At 67.6% G+C, this 24060-nt stretch carries 26 protein-coding genes; 13 read left to right on the top strand and 13 right to left on the bottom strand.

Translation table 11 applies throughout. The annotated features are described in order from the left end of the window. The first annotated feature begins 6 nt into the window (after positions 1 to 6). Positions 7 to 1266, top strand: coding sequence for an S-methyl-5-thioribose kinase (mtnK, locus tag K9U40_RS04120; RefSeq protein ID WP_282888945.1), 1260 nt, complete (start codon positions 7 to 9; stop codon positions 1264 to 1266). 26 nt (positions 1267 to 1292) lie between these two features. On the opposite strand, the gene K9U40_RS04115 is transcribed toward mtnK, so the two are convergent. After that, a complete protein-coding gene (locus K9U40_RS04115; protein WP_282888944.1) occupies positions 1293 to 1760 on the bottom strand; it encodes a PRC-barrel domain-containing protein in 468 nt (155 codons plus the stop codon). A gap of 149 nt (positions 1761 to 1909) precedes the next feature. On the opposite strand from K9U40_RS04115, the gene K9U40_RS04110 reads away from it, so the two are divergent. The 3 genes from K9U40_RS04110 to K9U40_RS04100 are packed head-to-tail and all read left to right on the top strand — an operon-like array spanning position 1910 to position 5388. After that, complete coding sequence (locus tag K9U40_RS04110; RefSeq protein ID WP_282888943.1) at positions 1910 to 2548, top strand: cytochrome b/b6 domain-containing protein; 639 nt, start codon at positions 1910 to 1912, stop codon at positions 2546 to 2548. A gap of 12 nt (positions 2549 to 2560) precedes the next feature. After that, positions 2561 to 3352, top strand: coding sequence for a molybdopterin-dependent oxidoreductase (locus K9U40_RS04105; protein ID WP_282888942.1), 792 nt, complete (start codon positions 2561 to 2563; stop codon positions 3350 to 3352). A gap of 38 nt (positions 3353 to 3390) precedes the next feature. Further along, positions 3391 to 5388, top strand: a complete 1998-nt coding sequence (locus tag K9U40_RS04100) for a hypothetical protein (RefSeq protein WP_282888941.1) — start codon at positions 3391 to 3393, stop codon at positions 5386 to 5388. A gap of 140 nt (positions 5389 to 5528) precedes the next feature. Here the strand turns inward: K9U40_RS04100 and K9U40_RS04095 are convergent, their stop codons facing one another. Next, positions 5529 to 5804, bottom strand: coding sequence for a hypothetical protein (locus tag K9U40_RS04095; RefSeq protein WP_282888940.1), 276 nt, complete (start codon positions 5802 to 5804; stop codon positions 5529 to 5531). Between the two features lie 264 nt (positions 5805 to 6068). On the opposite strand from K9U40_RS04095, the gene K9U40_RS04090 reads away from it, so the two are divergent. Together K9U40_RS04090 and K9U40_RS04085 are read left to right on the top strand one after the other, a co-directional pair. Continuing rightward, a complete protein-coding gene (locus K9U40_RS04090; protein ID WP_282888939.1) occupies positions 6069 to 6626 on the top strand; it encodes a sigma-70 family RNA polymerase sigma factor in 558 nt (185 codons plus the stop codon). Then, positions 6623 to 7264 (top strand): DUF1109 domain-containing protein, encoded by a 642-nt coding sequence (locus K9U40_RS04085; protein ID WP_282888938.1) that lies wholly within the window; start codon positions 6623 to 6625, stop codon positions 7262 to 7264. The genes K9U40_RS04090 and K9U40_RS04085 overlap by 4 nt, the downstream gene beginning before the upstream one ends. Positions 7265 to 7328: 64 nt before the next feature. Here the strand turns inward: K9U40_RS04085 and K9U40_RS04080 are convergent, their stop codons facing one another. Together K9U40_RS04080 and K9U40_RS04075 are read right to left on the bottom strand one after the other, a co-directional pair. Further along, complete coding sequence (locus K9U40_RS04080; RefSeq protein ID WP_282888937.1) at positions 7329 to 8330, bottom strand: alpha/beta fold hydrolase; 1002 nt, start codon at positions 8328 to 8330, stop codon at positions 7329 to 7331. Positions 8331 to 8416: 86 nt separating this feature from the next. Beyond that, positions 8417 to 9292 (bottom strand): alpha/beta fold hydrolase, encoded by an 876-nt coding sequence (locus K9U40_RS04075; RefSeq protein WP_282888936.1) that lies wholly within the window; start codon positions 9290 to 9292, stop codon positions 8417 to 8419. Between the two features lie 232 nt (positions 9293 to 9524). Between K9U40_RS04075 and K9U40_RS04070 the strand changes: the two genes are divergently transcribed. The 3 genes from K9U40_RS04070 (at position 9525) to K9U40_RS04060 (ending at position 11655) form a co-directional block, all read left to right on the top strand. Continuing rightward, entirely contained in the window at positions 9525 to 10115 is a 591-nt protein-coding gene (locus tag K9U40_RS04070) for a CGNR zinc finger domain-containing protein (RefSeq protein ID WP_282888935.1), read from the top strand. 151 nt (positions 10116 to 10266) lie between these two features. After that, the gene (locus K9U40_RS04065) at positions 10267 to 10947 is read left to right on the top strand and encodes a DUF1109 domain-containing protein (RefSeq protein WP_282888934.1); all 681 of its coding nucleotides are present in this window, start codon (positions 10267 to 10269) and stop codon (positions 10945 to 10947) included. A 162-nt stretch (positions 10948 to 11109) separates the two neighbouring features. Continuing rightward, on the top strand, positions 11110 to 11655 hold the full coding sequence (locus tag K9U40_RS04060) for a sigma-70 family RNA polymerase sigma factor (RefSeq protein WP_282888933.1): 546 nt from the start codon (positions 11110 to 11112) through the stop codon (positions 11653 to 11655). A 171-nt stretch (positions 11656 to 11826) separates the two neighbouring features. Here the strand turns inward: K9U40_RS04060 and K9U40_RS04055 are convergent, their stop codons facing one another. Then, on the bottom strand, positions 11827 to 12441 hold the full coding sequence (locus tag K9U40_RS04055) for a response regulator transcription factor (protein ID WP_282888932.1): 615 nt from the start codon (positions 12439 to 12441) through the stop codon (positions 11827 to 11829). 231 nt (positions 12442 to 12672) lie between these two features. Between K9U40_RS04055 and K9U40_RS04050 the strand changes: the two genes are divergently transcribed. After that, positions 12673 to 12948: a hypothetical protein gene (locus K9U40_RS04050; protein WP_282888931.1), complete on the top strand. Its 276-nt coding sequence runs from the start codon at positions 12673 to 12675 to the stop codon at positions 12946 to 12948. Between the two features lie 39 nt (positions 12949 to 12987). After that, on the top strand, positions 12988 to 13182 hold the full coding sequence (locus K9U40_RS04045) for a hypothetical protein (protein WP_282888930.1): 195 nt from the start codon (positions 12988 to 12990) through the stop codon (positions 13180 to 13182). A gap of 190 nt (positions 13183 to 13372) precedes the next feature. Here the strand turns inward: K9U40_RS04045 and K9U40_RS04040 are convergent, their stop codons facing one another. The 8 genes from K9U40_RS04040 to K9U40_RS04005 all read right to left on the bottom strand — a co-directional run bounded on the left by K9U40_RS04040 (position 13373) and on the right by K9U40_RS04005 (position 22931). After that, positions 13373 to 13741, bottom strand: coding sequence for a Na+/H+ antiporter subunit G (locus tag K9U40_RS04040; protein ID WP_282888929.1), 369 nt, complete (start codon positions 13739 to 13741; stop codon positions 13373 to 13375). A gap of 9 nt (positions 13742 to 13750) precedes the next feature. Beyond that, on the bottom strand, positions 13751 to 14020 hold the full coding sequence (locus K9U40_RS04035) for a K+/H+ antiporter subunit F (RefSeq protein WP_282888928.1): 270 nt from the start codon (positions 14018 to 14020) through the stop codon (positions 13751 to 13753). Further along, positions 14017 to 14508 carry a Na+/H+ antiporter subunit E gene (locus K9U40_RS04030; RefSeq protein WP_282888927.1) on the bottom strand — a complete coding sequence of 164 codons (492 nt, stop codon included), beginning with the start codon at positions 14506 to 14508 and terminating at the stop codon, positions 14017 to 14019. Before K9U40_RS04030 ends, K9U40_RS04035 begins: the two co-directional genes overlap by 4 nt. 1 nt (position 14509) lies before the next feature. After that, positions 14510 to 16039 carry a monovalent cation/H+ antiporter subunit D gene (locus tag K9U40_RS04025; RefSeq protein ID WP_282888926.1) on the bottom strand — a complete coding sequence of 510 codons (1530 nt, stop codon included), beginning with the start codon at positions 16037 to 16039 and terminating at the stop codon, positions 14510 to 14512. Next, the gene (locus K9U40_RS04020) at positions 16036 to 16389 is read right to left on the bottom strand and encodes a Na+/H+ antiporter subunit C (protein WP_282888925.1); all 354 of its coding nucleotides are present in this window, start codon (positions 16387 to 16389) and stop codon (positions 16036 to 16038) included. The genes K9U40_RS04025 and K9U40_RS04020 overlap by 4 nt, the downstream gene beginning before the upstream one ends. Before the next feature lie 3 nt (positions 16390 to 16392). Beyond that, positions 16393 to 19248, bottom strand: coding sequence for a monovalent cation/H+ antiporter subunit A (locus K9U40_RS04015; protein ID WP_282888924.1), 2856 nt, complete (start codon positions 19246 to 19248; stop codon positions 16393 to 16395). A gap of 81 nt (positions 19249 to 19329) precedes the next feature. After that, positions 19330 to 20163, bottom strand: a complete 834-nt coding sequence (locus tag K9U40_RS04010; RefSeq protein ID WP_282888923.1) for a universal stress protein — start codon at positions 20161 to 20163, stop codon at positions 19330 to 19332. Then, positions 20160 to 22931: an HAD-IC family P-type ATPase gene (locus K9U40_RS04005; protein ID WP_414115016.1), complete on the bottom strand. Its 2772-nt coding sequence runs from the start codon at positions 22929 to 22931 to the stop codon at positions 20160 to 20162. Before K9U40_RS04005 ends, K9U40_RS04010 begins: the two co-directional genes overlap by 4 nt. Before the next feature lie 222 nt (positions 22932 to 23153). On the opposite strand from K9U40_RS04005, the gene K9U40_RS04000 reads away from it, so the two are divergent. Further along, positions 23154 to 23582, top strand: coding sequence for a transposase (locus K9U40_RS04000; protein WP_282888922.1), 429 nt, complete (start codon positions 23154 to 23156; stop codon positions 23580 to 23582). After that, the gene (locus K9U40_RS24775; protein WP_414115017.1) at positions 23534 to 23899 is read left to right on the top strand and encodes a transposase; all 366 of its coding nucleotides are present in this window, start codon (positions 23534 to 23536) and stop codon (positions 23897 to 23899) included. The genes K9U40_RS04000 and K9U40_RS24775 overlap by 49 nt, the downstream gene beginning before the upstream one ends. The last annotated feature ends 161 nt before the right edge of the window (positions 23900 to 24060 follow it).

Genomic DNA, 24060 nt, shown 5'->3' with positions numbered 1-24060 from the left:
ACCGCCATGCTCGAGCGCATCTCCTACCATCCCCTCGATTGCGAGAGCCTGCCGCGGCGCCTCGGCGAGCGGGTGGAACTCCTCGCGCCCCTCGGCCCGGCAACGGGATGGCGGGTGCGCGAGGTGGGCGACGGCAACCTCAACCTCGTCTTCATCGTGGAGAGCGATAGAGGCTCGCTGGTGGTGAAGCAGGCCCTGCCCTATGCTCGCGTGGTGGGCGAGAGCTGGCCCATGTCGCTGGACCGCGCCTTCTTCGAGCATGAAGCCCTGAAGCGGCTCGGCGCGCGCGATCCCGGCCGGGTGCCGGACCTCAAGCTGTTCGCCCCCACCCAGGCGCTCTTGGTGATGGAACATCTAACGCCCCACAAGGTGGTGCGCCGCGCCCTGATCGAAGGCGAGGAGCTGCCCCGCCTCGGCGACCATCTCGGCCTCTATCTCGCCCGCACCCTGTTTCGCGGCTCCGACTGGTCCATGCCCACCGCCGCCCGCAAGGCGGACCTCGCCCTGTTTTCCGGCAACGTCGAACTGGCCGGTATCACGGAGGATCTGGTCTTCTCGGACCCGTTCAAGGACGCACCGCTAAACCGGCACACGCCCGGACTTGAGGCGACGGTGCAGGCGGTGCGTGCCGACCGTGCCCTGAAGATCGCCGCGCAGGAGATGAAGGCGCGCTTCGCCACCTGCGCCGAGACCCTGCTCCACGGCGACCTGCATACCGGTTCGGTGATGGCGACGGCCGATGATACCCGCGTCATCGACGCCGAATTCGCCCTCTACGGCCCCATGGGGTTCGATGTGGGCGTGCTGCTCGCCCACCTGTGGATGGCCTATTTCACCCGCAAGGCCCACCGCGCCGACGCACGCACCGCGGCCCGGGTCGGCGATCAGCTGCTGGCCACAACGAACACCTGCTGGCGGGTATTTGCGGCGGAATTCTCCCGCCTGTGGCGCACCGAGCGCACAGGCATCCTCGGCGGGCGCGACCTGTTCGAGGACCAAGGCGATGCGGTGGGCAGCGAAGCCGCTCTCGCCCAGCACCTCGACACGGTGTGGCGCGACGCGCTGGGCTTTGCCGGAATCGAGATCCACCGCCGCATCCTGGGGCTTGCCCATGTGGCGGAGTTCGAGGCCATTGCCGATCTCGGCCTGCGCGCGGCGCTGGAGCGCACCGCGCTCGCCTTCGGCCGGCACATGGCGGTGAACCGCCGCGAGATGGACACGGTGGATGCGGTGAACCGCATCGCCCGAACCATGGGGGGACGGTGATGGACCGCCCCTTCCCGGTCCCGGCTTCACCTGCGAGTGATGGCAATCCGGATGATCTCGCTTCCGGAGATGGGGGCGCCATCCTTCGCCGCCCAGGTCGCCCGCCGGGGCAGCTCGGCGGGGGGAATGTCGAGCAAAGCGATCTGCCGGCCGAGAATGGCCACCGTCTCGATGGGCACACCCACCGGACGGCCGCCATGGCCGAACCAGCCCCCCACGGGCACCACCAGCACGATGCCGCCCTCCGGCGTGCGCACCACCTCCCGCACATAGCCCAGGGTGCGGTCGTCGAAATCGAGCAGCGGCAGCCCGACGAGATCGCCCACACGCACCTTCTGGGGGAAGCGCGCGGCCATGCGCTCGGCGGGGGTGAGGCCGTCGTCCGCCGGGCCGGCCTGGATGTTGGCATGGGGCGGCCCGCCCGCGGCGGCGGCGGAAGCGACGGACGCCGCGCCGACGAGGGCAAGCGTGAGGAGCAAGGGGACTGCGCGCATGGCTCTAATCCTTCAAACAAGTCAATTTTCGACATAACAATACATCAAAATCACAATACTAAAATCATGAAATGCGAAAATATCGAAAATAATTACATAAATTGTCGTTGGAGGCGACCATGAAACCCATCTCATCTCGTACAAGGCGCATGCATCCGCTTCCAATCCGGATCATGCACTGGACCAACGCCCTGTCCATGATCATCATGATCGGCAGCGGCTGGAAGATCTATAATGATGAAGTGATCTTCGGCTTCCTGCACTTCCCGCAGGAAATCGTGCTGGGCATCTGGGCGCAGCATGCCTTGCAATGGCACTTCTTCGGCATGTGGATCCTGGTCTTCAACGGCCTGTTCTACCTCGCCTACGGGGTCACCACCGGGCGCTTTGCCCGCCTGTTCTTCCCCATCCACCCGCGCGAGGTGGTGGCCGAGATGGTGGCGGCGCTGACCTTCCGCCTGAAGCATGCGGATCTCACCCACTACAATGCGGTGCAAAAGACGCTCTACGTGGGCGTCATCGCGATCATCATCGTGCAGGTCGTCTCCGGCCTCGCGATCTGGAAGCCGGTGCAATTCTCTTTTCTCGTCAGCCTGTTCGGTGGCTTCCAGGGGGCGCGGCTCGCGCATTTCCTGGGCATGGCGGCCATCGTCGGGTTCATGTTGGTGCATGTGGCGCTGGCGCTGCTCGTGCCGCGCACCATCCTCGCCATGCTCACCGGCGGGCCGGCCGTGCCCGCCGAAGACCCCCATCCCAAGGGCGCACCCGCGCCCACCACACCCCATTGACCGGAGGCGAAAATGGCATTCCGCAATCCCTTCGCCCCGCGACGGTCCTCGGTCACCACGCCCGACCAGAGCCTCATCGTCGAAAACCGCAAGCTGATCGAGACCATCGACCGACGCAAGGTGCTGCGCGGCACCTTCAGCCTCGGCGCCCTGTCGCTGCTCGCCGGCTGCGACATCTCCAATCGCGGCGCGGTGCAGGGCGTGCTGAAGACGGTTTCGGACTTCAACGACGGCGTGCAGGCCGCCCTGTTCAACCCGAAGAAGCTTGCCCCCACCTTTTCCCCGGACCTCGTGGTGAAGCCGCCGCGCTTCAACGCCTATTACGAGATCGACGAGGTGAAGCCGGTGGACGTCTCCACCTGGAAGCTGGAACTCTCCGGCCTCATCCAGGACAAGCGCCCGTGGACGCTGGACCAGATCTACGCCCTGCCCGAGCAGGAGGAGATCATCCGCCACATCTGCGTGGAAGGCTGGGATTATATCGGCCAGTGGTCCGGGCCGAACCTGAAGGACTTCCTGACCCGCATCGGCGCCGACCTCTCGGCGAAATACATCGCCTTCTACGGCAACGACGACTACATGGAGAGCATCGACATGGCCTCGGCGCTCCACCCCCAGACCATCCTCGCCACCAAATATGCCGGCGAGCCCATCACCGATCCCTTCGGCTTTCCGCTGCGCCTGCGCACAGCGGTGAAGCTCGGGTTCAAGAACCCCAAATGGATCCGCGCCATCGAGGTCACCAACACCTACCCGCTCGGCTTTTGGGAAAAGCAGGGCTTCAACTGGTTCGCCGGCCTGTGAGGGCCGCCGATGGGGTCAGGCTGCGGGGCTGACCGGCGATGGTCTCGACCGCGCATATCCTGTTTTCGATCCTCGCCGGGCTCGCGCTGTGGTGCGGTCCCGGCTGGCTCGTCGCCCGCGCCGTCATGATCAGCCGCGTCCCGGCCATCCTGCTGGCACCGGCGCTCGGCTGGGCGGTACAGAACATGGCCGTCCTCGCCCTTGCCCCGATCATCGGCCTGTCGCTAAGCTCCATCCTGCTGGTCACCGCACTGGTCTGCGTCGGCGCGCCGCTGCTGCGATCCGCACGGACGGCGCTTCCCACGACAGACGCCGGAGCCCGCCTTCTCCTGCCCGCCTTGGCGGTCGCCGCGCTGCTCGCCTGCATTCCCACAGCCGCCATCCTGCCCAAGGTGGACGCGGACGGCGCCATCGCGCTGGCGGCCCCCATCTACGATCACGCCAAGATCGCGCTCATCGACGAGATCGCGCTCCACGGGGTGGTGCCGCCGGCCAATCCCGTGTTCGGCGCCGGCGGCGCGCCGGGGGTCATATCCTATTATTATCTCTGGCACTTCGGTGCGGCCCAGCTCGTCATCCTCACCGGCGCGACGGGATGGGAGGCGGATGCCGCGGCGACCTTTCTCTCGGCCTTCGCCGCGCTGGCGCTGGTGGCCGGCATCGCCTTCCGGTTCCGCCCCTCCGCAATGGCACCGCTGCTGGCACTGGCTGCGGCGGCCTCCGGCTCCCTTAGGCCGCTCCTCGCGTCCCTGTTCGGAGCGGCGCGCGTCGATCAGGTGATCGAGCCGGCGACGGGGCTCGCGGGCGTGCTGTATCAGGCGAGTTGGAGCCCGCACCATGTGGCCTCTGCCTCATGCGTCGTGCTCGCCGTGTGGCTGCTGGCACAGATGCGCACGCGGCCTTCGCCCGGAGCGGCGGTGGTGCTCGCACTCCTGATCGCGGCGGGGTTCGACAGCTCCCTGTGGGTGGGCGGCGCCACCTTCGCGCTGGCGGGCGGAGCTGCCGTTCTGATGCTCGCCGCGCACCCTCCTTCCGAGGGGCGCGGGCGCTTCCTGGCGCTGGTGGCGGCTGCCGCCCTTGGCGCCGGCGTGCTGGTGGCGCCGATCCTGCTCGCGCAGTTGCAAGTCGCGGCGGCGCGCGTGGGCGGGCCACCGATCCGGATCGAGCCGTTCGCCGTGCTCGGCCCCGCCGTTCCGGCCGGACTGCGGATGATCCTCGACATCCCGGCCTATTGGCTGCTCCTGCTGCCCATCGAGCTTCCCGCCATCGCCTTCGCCGGATCCGTCGGCCTCGTCATGGCGCTTCGCAGGCGACACGGTACCTACCGCCTCGCGGCCGCGCTCGGCACCTTGAGTCTTGGCGCCTTGGCCATCAGTGCTTTTCTCGTGAGCACGGCCGGCGAGAACAACGACCTCGGCTGGCGCGCCGTGTTGCCGGCTGTGCTGGTGCTCTCCGGGTTCGCAGGCGCTGCGATCGCGAGCGTCGTGCAACGCCAGCGATGGCTTGCGATGGGAGCGGCAGCGCTGCTCATCGCCGCCGGCGTGCCGGATAGCGTGGTGCTCGCGACCGGCAACCTGCGCGGCGTGCGCAGCGTCGATGGCGAGACGCTTCCAGGGGATCCGGCCCTGTGGGCGGCGGTGCGCCGCGAGGTGGCGGCGGAGGTGCGCATCGCCAGCAATCCGGGCCGGCTGGAACAGCTCACGCCGTGGCCCATCAACCTGTCCTGGGCCCTGCTGGCGCGGCGACGGTCCTGTTTCGCCGGACCCGAAATGGCGCTCGCCTTCGCACCGCTGACGCCGCAGCAGCGCGCGGAAGCCGCTAACCTGTTCGCCCGTGTCTTCGACGGAACCGGAGTGCCCGCCGACCTCGCCCAGATGCGCCTCAACTTCGGCTGCGGGGCAGCGGTGGTGACGGCTCAGGACGGGGCGTGGCGAAGCGATCCGTTCGCGGCAAGTCCCCTCTTTCGCCTGGCGCAAGAGGAAGAGGGCCGCTGGCGTATCTATGTGGCGGTGACCCAGCCCGGAACAGCGCCATAGCCACTCCCGGCATCATACCCATCCGACAAAGAAAGCCGGATCCGTTCAGGTTTCGCCAACCTGAGCGGATCCGGCCTCGAAGGAAGCCCCGGCCGTAGCGGACCTGTCGCGGCGGACCTGCCACCGCGGCCGGGCTGCGGTCAGTTGTGGCCGAGACCGCGATCACCGAGTTCGAACAGGAACGCGTCGTTGGCGGAGAGGCCGGCCGCTCCGTGCTGCGCGCCGGCGAACCCGCCGGTGTGCACCTGATTGCCGTAGCCGAGAACGCGCTGGGCACCATCGTGCTCGGCAGTGACGCCCCGCGCCACGCGGATGCTCTCGCGGTTGGCGTCCGTCACGCTGTCGTCGGCCCGGGCAGCGGCGGTGAAGGCGAGGGCCCCGGCGAGGATCGCGAGGGAAAGGATCGACTTACGCATGATGTAATCTCCATGTTCAAAACGTTGACATGGAGGTTTCCGCAAATCGTGCCACTCAGGTTACAGATGATCATTTTTCATCTGGTCAACTGTTTTTGACCAGAGCCTCGGTAAATCAATCAAAATGAAGGGAATAGAACGAGCCGCAGGGAAGTCTTTCCTCTCATCTGATGCTTCCAGCCGACGTGCTCGCAGTCTCGTGATCGAACGCGACGTAACACACCACCACCCCGGGGCGAAGACGTCCGCATGAGGGGGAACTTCATGACCAGTCCTGAACCTGATCTCGAGGCGCTGATGCAGGCGAGCCAGTCCGGCGACGCCACGGCGCACCGGGCGCTGCTGCACCACATGTCCGGCCGCCTGCGCAGCTATTTCCGCAACCGGCTCCGTCGCTCCGGCGCGGGCACGGACGAGGCCGAGGACCTGGTGCAGGACACGCTCCTCGTCCTGCACACCAAGCGTCACACCTATGACGGCTCGTCGCCGGTGCTGGCCTGGACCTACGGCATCGCGCGCTACAAGCTCATCGATTATCTCAGGGCCAATGCCCGGGCCCTGCACCATGTCCAGATCGACGAAGTGGATGATCTCGCCGACGAGCACGACGGGTTTTCCGCCGTGGACACATCGCGTGAGCTGCATCGGGCGCTGGCGACACTGCCGCGGCATTTCCGCCTTCCCATCGAATACGTGAAGATCGAGGGCCTCAGCATCGCGGAAGCGGCCGCGCGCATCGGCATGTCCGATGCGGCGGTGAAGATCGGAATACATCGCGGCATGAAGCGGCTCGCTGTCGTGCTGTCGGAGGCACGCCCATGAATACCGATGACCTCATCGACTTCCTCTCGACCCGCGTCGAGGCCGTGGACCCCCGCCGGCAGGATCGCATCGTGGCGCTTGCCGTGTTCGGATCGCTGGCGGCGGCGGCGCTGGTGTGCATGCTCACCCTCGGCCTGCGTCCTGATATCGTGGAGGCCGTCCACACGCCCGGTTTTTTCCTGAAGATCGGCTTTCTCGCCGCCGTGGTCGCCATCGCGGCCTACGGGCTGCGCCGGGCCGCGCGCGCCGGCAACACCCGCTCGGGCACGCTGCTGTTCGTGCTGGTGCCTTTGGGGCTGGTGTGGTTCGCGGCAGGCGTACAGCTTGCGTCGATTGCACCGTCGCGGTGGTACGAGGTGGTCATGTTCCGCGAGTGGCGCCTGTGCGTGGTGGCCATTCCGCTGCTCTCGGCCATCCCGCTGGTGCTGCTCACCCTGGTGCTGCGCGAGGCGGTGCCGACCGAACTGCCTTATTGCGGGGCGCTTCTGGGACTGGTTGCGGGCGGCATCGGCGCCCTCGCCTACGCCTCCTACTGCCTCAACGACACGCCGGTCTATGTGGGCGTGTGGTACGCGACGGGCATCGCCCTCGTCACCGTGTTCGGCTGGGCCATGGGGCCGAAGCTGCTGCGCTGGTGAGGTCGCTCCGCTGAACTCAAAGGGCCGCCTTCACACCCGGTGCAGGCGGCCCTGGTCGGGTCGCTCAGTGCGCCCCCTTCGCCGGCAGGGAACGGGCGAGAAAATCACGCATCAGCATCGCGATTTCGGAGCCCTTGTCCTCCAGCGCGAAATGTCCGCTGTCGAGCAGATGCAGTTCCGCCTTGGGCAGGTCTTTCAGATAGGCCTGTGCCCCCGCGGCGGGAAAGATCTCGTCGTTGGCGCCCCACACGATGAGGGTGGGCGGGTGACGGTCGCGGAAGAAGGCGTGGAAGACGGGATAGAGCACGACGTTGCTTGCGTAGTCCTTAAACAGGTCGAGCATGATCTCGTCCACCCCCGGCCGATCGAGCAGGGCCTGGTCCACCAGCCAGGTATCGGGATCGACCTTTGAAACATCCGAGACACCGTTGACGTATTGCGCGCGTGTTGCATCTCGCGTCAGCCCCGCACGCAGGGCATTGCGGTTCGCCTGCGAGCCGTCCGCCCAATAGGCCTTCAGCGGCGTCCAGAACGGGCTGAGGCCCTCCTCGTAGGCGTTGCCGTTCTGCACCACCAGCGCGGTCACCCGCTCGGGATGCATGAGGGCCAGCCGGTAGCCGACGGGAGCGCCGTAATCCATCACATAGAGGGCATACGAGCTGGCCTGGAGTTCGCCCATCAGCCGGTCCACGAGGCCGGCATAGGCGGCAAACCCGTAGGAAAACCGGGCGCGATCCGGCACGGCACTGTGGCCGAAGCCGGGATAGTCGGGCGCGATCACCCGGTAGCGATCCGCCAGCAACGGGATGAGGTTGCGGAACATGTGCGAGGACGAGGGAAAGCCGTGCAGCAGCAGGAGCACGGGCGCGTCAACAGGTCCCGCCTCGCGATAGAAGACGTCGATGCCGTCGATGGCCTTTGACCGGTAATGGACGGTCGGTGAAAGAGCAGGCTGCAACGCGCCCGGCACGGGAGCCGGCGGGGCGGATCGGGCGGCAGGAAGTGTCAGGCCGAGACAGAGCGCCGTCGCCCCGATGGCGAGCAGCGTGCGGGACAGGGAAGGCATCGGAAGACTCCGCGGGAGGCAGGGGCCGCCGCGCCGGGATCAGTAGGCGCGGCGGCAGGCGGTGTGCGAGGGCGTTTGCGAACAGCTCAGGCGGCCGGCGCCACGCGGGCGAGGAAGGCGCGGATGGCGCCCGCGATCTCCGGCCCGTGGGTCTCCAGCGCGAAATGACCGGCCTCGTAGGAGTGCACCTCGGTGGCCGGCACCAGCGCCTTGAACAGGTCGCGGCCGGCGGCGGTGAAGAAGGGGTCGTTGTCGCCCCAGGTCACGAGGATGTTCGGCTGGTAGGCGCGCAGATAGGCCTGCCACTGCGGATAGGCGCCCACATTGTCCTGGTAGCGGTAGAGCAGCTCCAGCTGGATCCGGTCGTTGCCGGGGCGGTCGAGCAGCCACTGGTCGTGCTGCCAGGCATCCGGGCTGACGCGATCCGCGCGGGCGGATGAGCCGTGCTCATACTGGAAGCGCGTGGTCTCGGCGGTGAGAAAGCCGCGGACCGGCTTCTCCGTCTCGCCATTGCGGTCGGCCCAATAGGGTCCGAAGGCGCCTGCCGCGCTGGCGGCGAAGCCTTCCAGGTTCGCCACCGCATTCTGCACGATCAGGCCGATGACCCGCTCCGGATGGCGGGCGGCGATGCGCATGCCCACCGGTCCGCCAAAGTCCTGCATGTAGAGCACATAACGGTGCACGCTGAGGTCGGCGAGCAGCTTCTCCACCACGTCCGCGAGGGCATCGAAGCTGTAGGCGAAATCCTCGGGCGCCGGCGCGCTGGAATAACCGAAGCCCGGATAGTCGGGCGCGATCACGCGGTAGCGGTCGGCCAGTGCGGGAATGAGATCGCGGAACATGTGGGAGGAGGACGGAAAGCCGTGCAGCAGCACGATCACCGGCGCGTCGGCCGGTCCCGCATCCCGATAGAAGATGTCGAGGCCGCCGATCGCTGCCCGGCGATAGGACACCTCTGCCACCGGGAGAGATCCAGCCGCGGCGGGACGGACGGCCTGGAGAATCGCATTCAACATTTGGGGGCCTTTCGTAACTGGCTTAATGCCTCCGAACGAGTTACACGACCAATGTAACCTGTCAAACTGTTTTTAATGGATTCATCGCCGCACACCATGGCCTTGTGCCAAACCTGTGACGGACTATCTTCCCGGTTACAGTGCCCCTTGAGGCGCCTGTTGAGAAAGGACACGGGCCTTGACCACACCGCAGGACAGCGATTTCCGGGATGGCATGCCCTTTCTGGGCAGCCGCCTCTGGATCGATTTCGCGAACTCCGCGCCGGTGGCCCTGGGGGATTTCCTGGCGACGCCTGAGGGGTGGACGAGATGGCTCGCCGCTGCCGGCCTCAAGGCGGGAGCAGGACGCAAAGGCGCGGCCGGTGCCGATCTGGCAGCGGTGCATGCCTTGCGGGCGGCCCTCGCGCGCCTGTTCGACGCGTTGCAGACAGGCAGCCGTCCCACCGCCTCGGACCTGGATCTGGTCAATCAATATCTGGCAGCCGGCGCGACGCCGCCACGGCTCTCCTGGCGCGACGGCGGACTTCTGGTGGAGCGGCAAGAGGCGGGCGACATGGACCCGCTGGCGGCCATCGCCGCGGACTTCGCGGACTTCGCGGCCCAGCACGAGACGGCGCGCCTACGGCACTGCGCCAACCCGGAATGCAGCCTGATTTTCTACGACACCGCACGGAACGGGACCCGGCGCTGGTGCTCCATGTCCGCCTGCGGCAACCGGCACAAGGTGCGCAGTCACCGCATGCGCGCCGCGAAGCTGGAATGCTCCTGATCTTGTCAGCGCCCCTCGCCGGGCCGGTCCTTGCTTTCGCCGCACCCCGGATGGATGATTTGACATGATTTTCGCTTTGGCGCGTGGCTTGAGGGGCTCATTGATGGGCGTTCTTCCTCAGCCAAGCGTCTAACTGGAAGGCGGGTTCACGATGCGCAACGGCGTGCGCTTCGCTGGAGGGCAAAAGGGCATCTCAACGGATGCACTGATCGACACTCTCGCGGGGGATCTTTCGGCCACACCCGTCCCATCCGTGCGCCGCACGCTGGCCCTGGCGTTCGCCTTCGGAAGCGCGGTGTCCGCGGCGGCCATGCTGGAGCTGCTCGGCCTGCGCCCGGACATGGCCTCGGCCCTCGCCACCGCGTCGTTCTGGATCAAGCTCATCTTCCCGTTCGGCCTCGCGGTGGCCGGGCTGATGGCCGTCGACCGGCTGGGCCGGCCGGGTGCTGCGGCTGGTCGCGGCTATGCGGTGGGGATCGCCGTGGCCGGCACCATGGCCCTGCTCGCGAGCGTCCAACTCGCCACCGCGCCGCGGGACGCCATCCGGCCGCTGCTCCTCGGCCACACGCTGGACCACTGCACGGCGCTCATCATGCTGCTCGCGCTGCCCATCCTGGCTGCCGGCATGTATGCCATGCGCCAGATGGCCCCCACGCGGCTGCGCCTTGCAGGCGCCGCCGTGGGCGTGACGGCCGGCGCGCTTTCCGCCAGCATCTACGCGATCGCCTGCGACGAGACGGCGCTGCCCTTCGTCACCTTGTGGTACGGCGCGGGCATTGCCCTCACCGGTGTGCTCGGCGCGCTTCTGGGGCCTCGCCTGCTGCGGTGGTAAGGCTTGGCCGCGCCGTTCATTGGTCGTGGCCCGCTTGTGTTTTAGGGCGATCGTTCTAGAATAAGTTTGATCGTTGGGCATTGGATCGTTGGGCCAAGCGCGACGGTCTCCAGCGGCCCACAGGCTGTAGGGATCTTCGTCGCGCGCGGATCTGGAGCGGAGATGGACGTGTCGGCGCCAAACCCGCCACTCGACGCCCTGATGATCGCCGCCCAAGCGGGCGACGAGGCAGCCTATCGCGCCCTCCTGAAGGCCCTGGCGGCGACCCTCCGCAGCTATTTCGCACGTCGGCTCGGCCGGGATGCGTCAGTGGAAGATCTGGTGCAGGACACGCTCATCGCCATCCACGAACGCCGCGCCACCTATGACCCACAGCGGCCGTTCGCGGCCTGGTTCTTCGCCATCGCCCGATACAAGCTCATTGACCATCTCCGGGCGGCGCGCCGGAGTGCATCAAGCCCGGTGGAGGAGATCGAGGATATCGCCGGAGCGGATGAGGAGACACCTGCCAGCGCGCGGCTCGACCTGGAGCGGCTCCTGGACGGCCTGCCCCAGCGCTCCCGCGACATCGTGCGCACGGTGAAGATCGAAGGACAGTCGGTGGCCGAAGTTTCGCTGCGCTCGGGCCTGTCACCCACCGCGATCCGCGTGCTCCTGCACCGCGCGGTCAAGGCCATGTCGGCCAAGGTCGGCAATTCCCGCCGATGATCGCACGCTGGCCGGCTCTGGCGGCGAACACGACCTGCGGCTGCCGCGATAAAGCAGCACTGATGGCCTCGCACGGCGGCGAAATTTATCGGCACCCGCGCAGTTTCCGTAATCGCCTCGACCACACCTTCCTTGACAGGAAACCCGGAACACAGGGGCTATCGCGGGTGATTACTGGTATAATATTTTCGACCGCATAGGCCACCGCCGGATCGGTCCGTCAATGATCGCGGGAGAGCACGAAGCGGGGCCGCTCCAGAAAGGCCCCAGCAGCTTGAATTCGGCGGTGGTGAGGGCGACCTCGCGCCCATCGGCCTCATGCACGAGCTGGCGCGTGTCGGTATCGAGCACCCAGCCGGTAAAGGCCAGCTTGCGCCCGCCGAGGGCTCCCGCCAGCAGCTCGGGCCGCTCGCTGCGGCGCAGGATGGCCTTCACGCGCGCCAGCAGCTCGCGGGGGCTGAAGGGCTTCACCAGATAGTCGTCTGCCCCGATCTCAAGCCCGACCACCCGGTCGGTCTCCTCCGCCAGCGCGCTGAGCATGAGGATGGGCGGGCCGCCCCCGGCGCTCAGGCGACGCGCCGCCGAAAGCCTGTCCTCGCCCGGCATCATCACGTCGAGGATCACGAGATCGAAGCGTCCGCCCCGCAGATGCTCGTCCATCTCGGCCGCCGACTTCGCGGTGGTGGCGCGCAGGCCATTCTTCTCCAGGTACCGGCCGACCGCGTCGCGGATCTCGCGGTGATCGTCCACGACCAGGATGTGGGGAATGTGAGGTTGCTCTGCCATGAAAGCAGATTTAGCGCCTCCTCGGGCGAGCCGGAAAACCAATTGTCGCGTCCGGTCGCGAAGGCCGGGCTTGCGACAGAGCGATACACTTCGCCCCTTCCGCCGATATCCTGCTGCGACGCAGTCCACCCATCCTCCACCCATCGAAATGCACAACCGATGAGGTGAGGACATGAAACGCAAGACGCTCGCGATCCTGGGCGCCGTCGCCGCCGTTGCCGTAGCGGGGCGGTGTCGATCCCCGCCATTGCCGGCGGCCACGGCGGCTGCTGGGGCCGAGGTCCAGGCTTCGGCATGATGGGCGGCCACGGCAGCCCGGGCTGGCAGGGCATGGGTGGCACCATGAACGGCCCCATGGGTGAGCGCATGGGCGGTGGCATGGGGGGCGGCATGGGGGGCGGCATGGGCGGGCCCATGGGCCGCTTCGCCGCCGAGCAGGTCTTCATGACCTTCGACGCCGATGGGAACGGCACCGTGACCGCCGCCGAGGCGGAGGCCGGCATCTAGAAGCTGTGGGCGAGCCATGATGGCGACGGCAACGGCACCTTGTCCCGCGAGGAGTTCAGCAAGCTCTTCGCCGAGGTAACGAAGACCATCGCCGACCGCCCCTTCACCATGCTCGACGCCAATGGCGACGGACAGCTGAGCGCCGAGGAGATGCGCTTTCCCGCCCAGATGATGGCGCGGATGCAGGCGTGGCACGGCCAGCAGGCCGTGCCCGGCACCAAGCCGGGAAACTGATCCGGAGCCGGGGGCGGTCCTGGGCCTGGGTCGCCCCATCCCCCGATATGGAAAGGCAAAGACATGACCATCCCCGTCGCCGCCGGATATTCCCGCGCTCTGCTGTCCCATTAACTCGACCCTCGAGCCCATTCTTTCGGTAGACTACGTCAAGCGTCTCAGACGCCCCGGGCCGTCGAACCCACGAAGGTCATGTCCCATCCGACTTGCAGTCATCCAGCGTCGCCCATCCCGTCCGCGTGCCTGTCGGCGGCAGGTCGCGCCTCCCGCCCGACCGCAGGATATGGGCCTTTGCCAGCATGTGCGCGCTGACTGGCGCGGTGAGGAACAGGAACAGTGTGATCAAAAGCTCATGGATCGAAAATGTCCCGCGCACCGCCGCAAAATAGACCATGGAGGCGATGAGCAGCGCGCCGATGCCAAGCGTCGTGGCCTTGGTGGGGCCGTGCAGGCGGCGCATCATGTCCGGCAGGCGGGCGAGGCCCAGCGCGCCCACAAACAGGAAGAATGCGCCGATGAGGATCAGCGCTGCGACCAGTGCCTCGGCGAGGAGATGCATGGGCCTCTCCTACTCGATGACGTTGCCGCGGAGCAGGAACTTGCAGAAGGCCACGGTGGTCACGAACCCCACCATGGCGAACAGCAGCGCCGCCTCGAAATACATGGCGGTGCCGAAGGCGATGCCGCCGAGCACGATGAGCGCGATGGTCTCGATCACCAGCGTATCGAGCGCCAGCACGCGGTCGGTGGCGTCGGGGCCTACCGCGAGGCGATAGAGCGTGAGCAGGATGGCGAGGCAGATGGCGCCCCCTGCGATGGCGATGGCGGCGGCGATCATTCGAAGATCCTCTTCAGTCGGCGTTCGTAGCGGGCCTTGATGGCGGCGACGGTCGCAGCCGGGTCCCCGGTGTCGAGGCAATGCACCAGCAGGGCCTTGCCGTCGGCGCTGAGATCCGCGCTCACCGTTCCCGGCGTCATGGTGATGGTGCCGGCGAGCAGGGCGATGGCCTCGGGGGTTTCAAGGTCGAGCGGCACGGTGACGTAGCGCGTGCGCAGGCGGTCGCCGCGCCGGAACAGGATCAGCTTCGCCACCTCGATGTTCGAGATGATAATGTCCCACAGCACCACGAGCATGAACTCGGCGACGGTGAGGGGCGCCTTCAGCCGCGGCCGGCCGGGCCAGAAGGGCGCGGTGAGAAGGGGAATGGCGAAGCCCAGGATCAGCCCCAGCACCACCACACCCGCCGTCACCTCGTTCATGAGGAAAATGAAGACGAGGGTGACGAGCACGGTGAGCAGGGGATGGGGGAGGAGGCGCGCGCGCATGTCAGTCTCTCGCCGCGAGGCGCGCGTCCGGCCCCAGCACCGCGCCGATGTAGGCGGAGCGGTCGAGGGCCTGCCGCGCGGTGAGCTGGAGCCCGTCTGTGGCCGGCCCCGCCGCCAGCGTCCAGGCCACCATGAGCCCAAGGAAAAGCACCACCGCGGCCAGGGACAATGCGGGCGGCGGCTTCGTCCCGGATGCCGGGCCGCTGGCCCAGAACAGCACCGATCCCGCCCGCGCGAAGCCGAAGGTCATCACCAGGCTCGCGGCAAGGATGAGCCCCCAGATCCAGGGCCAGATGGCGGAAGCCTGCGCCGCTTTCAGGATCATGACCTTGCCGAGGAAGCCGGACAGCGGCGGCAGCCCCACGAGGGCGATCGCCGCGAGGAAGAACAGGCCGCCGATGAGCGTCTCCCCGGCCATGGCCGGCCCCGGCACCAGACGGTCGCGCGCCGCGCCCCGCTGCTCCTGCACCAGCCCGGCGATGAGGAACAGGGCCGCGCCGGCGAGCGTCGAATGGACGAGATAATAAAGTCCGGCCGCGAGCCCCGCGGCGTCGAACAGACCGATGGCGACGAGCAGCGTGCCCATGGAGGCGATGACCGCGAAGGCGGAGAGATCGCGCAAGGTGCGGCTTCCCACCAGGCCGATGGCGCCCACCGCCAGCGTGACGAGCGCCGCCGGAATGACGAACGGCGCCGCCGCCAGCGCCAACGGGCCCGCGCCGGCGCCGAACACAAGGCCATAGACCCGGATGATGGCGTAGGCCCCCACCTTGGTCATGATCATGAACATGGCGGCGGCGGGCGCGGAGGCGCCGGCATAGGTGGCCGGAAGCCACCAGTGCAGGGGCACCAGAGCCGCCTTGGTGGCGAAGACCAGGAACAGCAGCAGTGCCCCGGCCTTCAGGAGCGCGGCGTCGGCCTCCGCCACCTGCGGCACCTTCACGGCGAGGTCGGCCATGTTGAGGGTGCCGGTGACGGCGTAGATCAGTCCCACCCCGACAAGGAAGACGACGGAGGCCAGAAGGTTGATGGCCACATACTGGAAGCCCGCCTTCAGCCGGGCCGGCCCGCCGCCGTGCAGCATCAGCCCGTAGGAGGCGATCAGCATCACCTCGAAGAACACAAACAGGTTGAACACGTCGCCGGTGAGGAAGGCGCCGTTGATGCCCATGAGCTGGAACTGGAACAAGGGATGGAAGTGCCGCCCCCGCCCATCCACGCCGCCGGCGGCATAGACCACCACGCACAGGGCGAGCACGGCGGTGAGCAGCAGCAGGGTGGCCGAGAGCCGGTCGAGCACCAGCGTGATGCCGTAGGGCGCCGGCCAGTCGCCGAGCCGGTAGGCGCGAACCGTGCCGTCCGATGCCTGGGCGAGGAGGAACGCCGCGATCCCCACCAGGAGAAGCGTGACGCCGATGGAGGCGATGCGCTGGCCGGCGAGATGATGGCGCAGGGCGAGGACCAGGAAGGCCGCCGCCATGGCCGGCAGGATCACCGGCAGGATCGTCATCTGGTCGAGCGGCGTGGTCATGCCCCGCCTCCCGCGTCGGTCCGGCGCGGAGCGTCGAGCGTGCTGCGGTCGGAGCCGGTCTCCAGATAGCCGCGCAGCGCCAGCGCCACGATGAGCGCGGTCATGCCGAAGGAAATGACGATGGCGGTGAGCACGAGCGCCTGTGGCAGAGGATCGGTGTAGCCCGGAGCATCCGGCGAGATCACCGGCGGGCGGTCGATGGCGAGCCGGCCCATGGCGAACAGGAAGACGTTCACCGCATAGGACAGGAAGGTGAGGCCGAGGATCACCGGGAAGGTATAGGCGCGCAGCATCAGGTAGGTGCCCGCCGTGGTGAGGATGCCGATGGCGGCGGCAACGAGGAGTTCCATGGCTCAGCCCTCCCTGCCGGCGGCGCCGGACGCACCCCGTTCCAGGGGCACATCCATAGGCTCACGGCTTTCCGGCGATGGATCGATGCGGCGGGCGACGCGGGAGAGTTGCGCCAGCGACAGCAGCATCACCCCCACCACGGTGAGGAATACGCCGAGGTCGAAGGCCAAGGCCGAGGCCAGTTCGAACGTGCCGACCACGGGCCAGCGCAGGTACCCGAACGTGGAGGTCAGGAACGGCCGGCCGAAGGCGAAGGCGGCAATGCCGGTGAGGCCGGCGACGGCCACGCCGGCACCGATCATGGACTGTGCGTCCACCTTCATGCGCTCGGCCGCCCAGGCGTAGCCGGAGGCGATGTACTGCATGATCAGGGCGATGGCGACCACGAGGCCGGCGATGAAGCCCCCGCCGGGCTCGTTGTGCCCGCGCAGGAAGATGTAGGCGCCCACCGTCAGCGACAAAGGCAGCAGGACGCGGGTTGCCACCACCAGCAGGAGGGGATGGACGTCCCGGGATTCGGTCCGAGGGAGCATAGCCTTGATGCGCCGCACCGCCGCGCCCTTCAGCGCCGGATTGAGCAGGGCGTAGATGGCGAGCGCGGCGATGCCGAGCACGATGATCTCGGCGAAGGTGTCGTAGCCGCGGAAGTCCACCAGGATCACGTTCACCACGTTGGTGCCGCCCCCGCCCGGCTTGGATTGGGCGAGATAATAGTCGGAGATGGAGACGCCGTTGCGCGTCATGACCGCATAAGCCAGCCCCGCCACGCCCAGCCCGGCGAGGCCGGCGACGGTGCTGTCGCGCCAACGCGTGGCGCGGCTTTCCTCTCTTGGCGTCGCCTTGGGCAGGAGGTTGAGGGCGAGCAGCATGAGGATGGTGGTGACCACGTCCACCGAGATCTGCGTCAGGGCGAGGTCCGGGGCGGAGAACTGGAGGAAGGCGAGCGCCACCACCACGCCCACCACGCCGGTGAGGATCAGCGCGGTCAGCCGCTCGGCATGGCACAGCAGCACCGCGCCGCTCGCCAGCACGAGCGCGAGGAAGGCGGTCAATGCGGGCGCGTTCACCGGCAGGAGCGGACGGGTGCCGGCGCCGTGGGTCGCGCTCCAGAAGCCGTAGCCGCCGACGGCGACGAGCGTCGCCACCGTCACGCCCATGTAGCGCGACAGGGCGCCGTCGTGCAGCGCGCCCAGGAGACGCCGGCAGGTGAAAACCAGGGTCCCGGCCGTGGCCTCGAACATGGCCCGCGCATCGAGACGCGGCAGGCGCGCGCGCACCCTGTCCGCCTGACCGTAGGCCAGCATCAGCGCCGCGCCGCCGGCGAAGGCGAGAAGGCTCATGACCAGCGCGGGCGTGATGCCGTGCCACAAGGCGAGGTGATAGTCCGGCAGCGGTCCGCCGATGACCGCGGCCGCGGTCAGCGCCACCAGCGGACCGGCCACGGGGCCGGGAAACAGGCCGATGGCGATCACCGGCACCACCAGCACCGCCACCGGCAGCCACATGCCCGGCGGCGGGTCGTGGGGGTGATGCGGGTAGTCGTGCCGCACCGGGCCCAGGAAGGTGCCGATGGCGAACCGCGCCGAAAAGGCGACGGAGAAGACGGCCGCCACCGTCGCGAGCACAGGGAAGAGCTGGTCGAGCCCCAGGTAGGAGGTGTGGGCCGCCTCCTCCAGCATCATCTCCTTGGACAGGAAGCCGTTGAACAAAGGCACGCCGGCCATGGCGGCGGCGCCGAGGAGCGCCAGCGTACCCGTCACCGGCATGAGCACCATGAGGCCGCCCAGACGGCGGATGTCGCGGGTGCCCGCCTCGTGGTCAACGATGCCGGCGCTCATGAACAGCGCGGCCTTGAAGGTGGCGTGGTTGATGATGTGGAACACCGCCGCCACCGCGGCCATGGGCGTGCCGAGGCCGAGCAGCATGGTCATGAGGCCGAGGTGGCTCACCGTGGAGTAAGCCAGCAGCCCCTTGAGGTCGTTCCTGAACAGGGCGATGGCGGCGCCGACGAGCATGGTGGCGAGCCCCACCGGCGCGACGATGAGGAACCACGCCTCGGTGCCGGCGAGCACCGGCCACAGCCGCGCCAGCAGGAACACGCCCGCCTTCACCATGGTGGCGGAGTGGAGATAGGCCGACACCGGGGTGGGCGCGACCATGGCGTGGGGCAGCCAGAAATGGAATGGGAACTGGGCGGACTTGGTGAAGGCGCCGGCCAGCACCAGCAGCAGCGCCGGCAGATAGAGCGGCGAGGCGCGCACCATCTCGCCACGGGCGAGGATGTCCGTGAGCTGATAGGAGCCCGCCGCCTGCGCCACCAGCAGGAGGCCGGCGATGAGCGCCAGCCCGCCGCCGCCGGTGATCACCAGCGCCATGCGCGCGCCCTGCCGGGCATCCGCCCGCTTGGTCCAGAAGCCGATGAGCAGGAACGAGGTGAGGCTGGTCATCTCCCAGAAGACCAGCAGCAGGACGACGTTGTCGGACAGCACGACGCCCACCATGGAGCCCTGGAACAGCAGCAGATAGGCGAAGAAACGGCCCATGGGGTCCTCGCGCGACAGATAGAAGCGCGCGTAGACGATCACCAGCAGGCCGATGACGAGGATCATGGCCGCGAAGAAGAAGCCGAGGCCGTCCGCGAACACGGACAGCGAGAGCCCCATGGCCGGAACCCAGTCCACGCCGGCCTTGGGGACCTCCCCTGAGAATACCGCCGGCCCGTGGGAAAGGAGCAGAGCGAGGGCAAGCAGCGTCGCGCCACCCGTCGCCGCCGCGCAGGTGTTGCGCCCCGAACGGATCACCAGCGGCGGGATCAGGGCGCCGAGGAAGGGGACCAGAACCACAAGCAGCAATGTCATGCGTCAGGAGCCTCGCCGTGCCTGGGTGGGAGCAGGGGGTGAGGCAGAACGCCTCGGCGGTTCGCGTCGCGCGGCCAGCCGCTAGTGATAGAGGAAGATAGAGGCCTTCGGCTGCCCGATGAGCGTCTGCGTGGTGGAGCCGAAGAAGAACTCCTTCAATCCACGATGGCCATAGGCCCCCATCACCATGACTTCAATCTCGCGGCGTGCCACATGAGCCTGGATCACCTCGGCCGGCGCCTCGGAGGAGCCGATGGGCTGAAGATCGACCTCATGGCCGTGCAGGCGCAGATAGTTCGCTGCGTCGCGGGCGAGCCGCTCGGCGGTTTCCAGTTGAGCGTCCACGCTCACCACGGTCACGGGGCGGTTTTCCCATCCCCCGCAGAGGACAAAGAGCTGGAGCGCCCGCATGGCGGGCAGACTGCCGTCATAGGCGACGAGTACGGCGCCTTCGGACCGTGCCTCGTCCGGGCACACCAGGACGGGCCGCGATGTCGAGGACAGGATCTCAGTCAGCGTCTCCGAGTTGCTCTCCGACTTCAGGCCGCGAAAGGTGATGTCGTGACCGGTGATCAAGAGGTCATTGGTGGCACTGGCCGTCGCGATCTGCTCGGGCGGGTCGCCCTCGAAGCTGATGACCGTCGGAATGATCCCATCGGCCGCGCAATCGCGCCGGAACGCCTCCTCGAGACCCTGGCGTGTCTTCTCCGCCTCCGCCTTGAGACCGCTTTCCATCTGCGCGTGGTAGGCGGCACCTCCGATGGTCCCTGGCATCGGCGCTTCAATAAAGGCGAGGTCGATGCCTGTCAGGCCCGTCAACTGCACCGCCCGGTTCCTGGCGAGACGCCGCGCCTGAACACTGGCCACACGGCCGGACGGGCTCTCCCCAAGCAAAAGCAACGCGCTCTTCATCATTTTTGGTTTCCTCCATGGGTCGCTCTAGAGCGTTCAGGACGGTGGCCCCGGCTCCAGAGTCCGAACAGGCGCTTTTCCACTTCTACCACGACGAGCAGTATTCCTCCGGCGCCAGCAACCGCGAGAAGGTCGGACAGGCTCAGAGCTCGTGTCTCGAAGATGGCCTGTAGGGGCGCCGCATAGGTGAAGGCCAGTTGACACGCGATCACGCCGGCGAGCCCGGACAGCACGGCTGGCGTCCCAAGCAGGCCCGGGAAGGTCAGAGACGTCCCGTGGATGAAGCGGACGGAGAAGAGATAGAACACTTCCATGGCCACCAGCGCGTTCACCACCATGGTGCGGGCCGTCTCTGTATCGTGCCCCCACGTTTCGGCGATTGCCTGGACGCCGAAGGCACCCGCCGCCATCAGCACCGAAACGAACATGATCCGCCAGACCAGCCTGCCGGACAGGAGCGGAGCACCCGCCGCGCGCGGATGCCTGCGCATGGTCCCGGGCTCAGTGGGTTCGAACGCCAAGGTGAGGCCCAGCGCCACCGCCGTGACCATGTTGACCCAGAGGATCTGGATCGGCGTCACCGGCAGCACCAGACCGAACAGAACCGCGCAGATGATGGTGAGTGCCTCGCCCCCATTGGTGGGCAAGGTCCAGGCGAGCACTTTGGTGAGATTGTCGTAGACTGTCCGGCCTTCACGCACGGCGGCAACGATAGTCGCAAAATTGTCGTCCGCCAGAACCATCTCGCTGGCTTCCTTGGCCGCCTCTGTGCCCTTGCCACCCATGGCGACGCCGATATCGGCCCGCTTGAGGGCCGGTGCGTCGTTGACGCCGTCGCCGGTCATGGCGACGACCGACCCGTTCGCCTGGAGAGCGCTGACGAGGCGCAGCTTGTGCTCGGGCGAAGTGCGGGCGAACACCGTCATCGCGGCGGCCGTGGCCCGCAGCGTGGCGTCATCCATCTGGTCGAGCTCGGCGCCGGTAATCACCTCTGGATCATCCGCCAGCGCGAGCTGGATGGCGATGGCGCGGGCGGTCTCGGCATGGTCGCCAGTGATCATCTTGAGGGCGATGCCGGCGGTCCGGCATTCCCGGACTGCCTCCTTCGCCTCCGACCGGGCGGGGTCGATGAGGCCGACGAGCCCGAGAAGCGTCAGTCCCTCCTCCACCCGCTCAGGCGACAGGCGAGCCTCAGAATCCGCCGCATGCCGGCAGGCGAGCGCGATGACACGCTGCCCCTCGGCGGCGGCATGCTGGGTCGCCGCATCCCAGGTCGCCCGGTCCAGCGGACGGTGTCCTGCCGCAGCGGCGACGTCGACGCACATGTCGAGAATGCGTTCCGGCGCGCCCTTGACGTAGATGATCGGCCCGCCGTCCGTGTCGTTGAGGCTCGCCATGTATCGATGGCGGGCGTCGAAGGGAATCTCGTCACGCCTTGGATAATCGGCACGCGCGCGGGCGGGATCGAGCCCGCCCTTCACCGCCAGAACCAGAAGAGCCCCTTCCATGGGGTCGCCATCGACGGTTGATGCGCCGTCAACGGTGTGGAGCTGCGCGTCGTTGCACAACACGGCGGCGTGCAGCAGCCTGGAGAGGACCGGGTCGGCGGCGGGCTCCAGGCGCATCCCCTCGCGCTTGAAATCGCCCTGCGTGGCATAGCCGACACCCTCCACCGACACCGCGCCGTCCGCGGTGTAAAGGCCGCGCACCGTCATCTCGTTGCGGGTCAGCGTGCCGGTCTTGTCCGAGCAGATCACCGAGACGGCCCCAAGCGTCTCCACCGCCGGGAGACGGCGGATGATGGCGTTGCGACGCGCCATGCGGCGCACGCCCACCGCGAGCGTGATGGTCATGACCGCCGGAAGGCCCTCGGGAATGGCGGCCACGGCGAGCCCCACCACCACCATCAGCGCACTGTCCAGGGTGTAGTCCCGCCACAGGACAGCGATGGCGAACACCAGGGCGGATATGCCGAGAATTGCCGCCGAGACCTGCCGGGCGAAGCGATCCATGGCCCGCATGAGCGGTGTGGAAAGGCTTTCCACGGCGCCGATCATCGTGCTGATGCGGCCGATCTGGGTGTCGCGGCCGGTCCCGACGACGACACCGAGGCCATGGCCTGCGGCGACGAGCGACCCCGAATAGGCCATTGACGCGCGATCGCCGAGGGCGGCATCGGCACGAACCGGCTCGATCTGCTTGGTTGCCGCCACCGATTCGCCCGTCAGCACGGCCTCGTCGATGGTGAGATTGTGCGCCCGCAGCAGCCGCAGGTCGGCCGGCACCCTGTCCCCTGCTTCAAGGAGCACGATGTCGCCGGGAACAATGTCTTCCGCGGCGAGGTTGCCCCTGTGCCCGGCACGCATGACGCCGGCACGTGGATTCATCATGGCCCGGATGGCATCAATGGACCGCTCGGCCCGTCCTTCCTGAATGAAGCCCACGACCGCGTTCACCAGAACGACGCCTGCGATCACCAGGCTGTCGGAGAGATGGCCGAGCAGAAGTGTCGCCGCCCCGGCGGCAAGCAGGACATAGATCAGGACGTTGTGGAACTGCCCGAGAAAGCGCGTGAGGACGCTCCGCCGACGCGCAGTGGGAAGCCGGTTCGGGCCATGTGCTGAAAGCCGCCGCGCAGCGTCCTCACTCGAAAGCCCGTGCTGACTGGACGAGAGACGCTGCAGCGCGGCCTCCGCATCCAAGGCGTGCCATGCGATCGGCTCCGCGGCCTCCCCGGCCCGGAGGACATCCGTCCTTCCGTGCTCTGCGATGAAAGCTTGTCCATGAGAATCGGCTGCTTCAGCGCCCTTCGTCTCCAAGAGAGCTCATTCCCTGCCAGAACAACCGTACATACCGTTACGGCAACTCGGCACCTGACTACAACAAGACATAGCGGCGCAGAACGGCGGGATTTGCCGCCGGTTGAGCCGGAGTGGATTCCCTTCCTGCCCCTTCGGTGATTCATAGCGGGTCGGCTTTTGGCGAGGTCGACCATGCTGACGCGGATGACGGACGAGGATTGGGCGGTGGCTCTGGAGGTGTTCCGCGCTTGCCGGTCGCGACGGGGCGACAAGGGGCGCGATGACCGCAAGTTCCTCGAAGCCATGCACTATTTCACCGTGCACAACATCTCCTGGAGGGCGCTGCCGGCCGAGTTCGGCGCGTGGAACAGCGTCTGGAAAAGATTCTGGCGGCTGCGTCAGGCCGGCGTGTTCGAGCTGTTCTTCGAGACCCTGGCATCGCTGAGCCGCACCGCGCATCTGGTCCAGATATTCGATTCCACCGTCGTGCGCGCCCATGTCTCCGCCGCCGGGGCAAAAGGGGGCAGCAGGGCCAGGCCCTCGGCCGATCGCGGGGTGGCTTCTCCACCAAGATCCACCTCAAGAGCGACTTCGACGGCCGGCCGATCGCCTTCCACCTGACCGGTGGTGAGGTCGGCGACAGCCCACTCTTCAAGCTGCTGCTGGACCTGGGTCCATACGTCACGCCGCGCGCGGCCCTCGCCGACAAGGGCTATGACGCCAAGGCCAACCGGGCCATTGCCCGGGCTCGGGGCATCGCGCCCGCCATCCCGTTCAAATCCACTGCGAAAGACCGGTCGCCTTCTTCCCGAAGGCGCTCTACCGGGGCCACGCCCGGATCGAGCAGTGCTTCGGAAAGCTCAAGCGATTCAAGCGCGTCGCCCTGCGCTGCGAGAAGACCGAATGCGGCTTCGCCGCCATCGTCGCCCTCGCCCTGAGCTTCATCCTCACCAAATCCATCAACACTGCCTAAGAGCGCCTAACAAAACGATTTGTTAACCATATTTGGCGTTGTGTTGGGCATGGCCAAGAAGCTGTTGCCCGACGCCCTCTGGGCGGAGATCGCCCCGTTGTTTCCATGCGCTGCGCCTCGCCCGAA

It is taken from the genome of Xanthobacter autotrophicus (assembly GCF_030015065.1).
In the GTDB taxonomy this organism is placed as follows: Bacteria; Pseudomonadota; Alphaproteobacteria; order Rhizobiales; family Xanthobacteraceae; genus Xanthobacter; species Xanthobacter autotrophicus_D.
The sequence above is the reverse complement of the archived record's forward strand: the minus strand, read 5'-3'. Positions and strand labels throughout refer to the sequence as shown.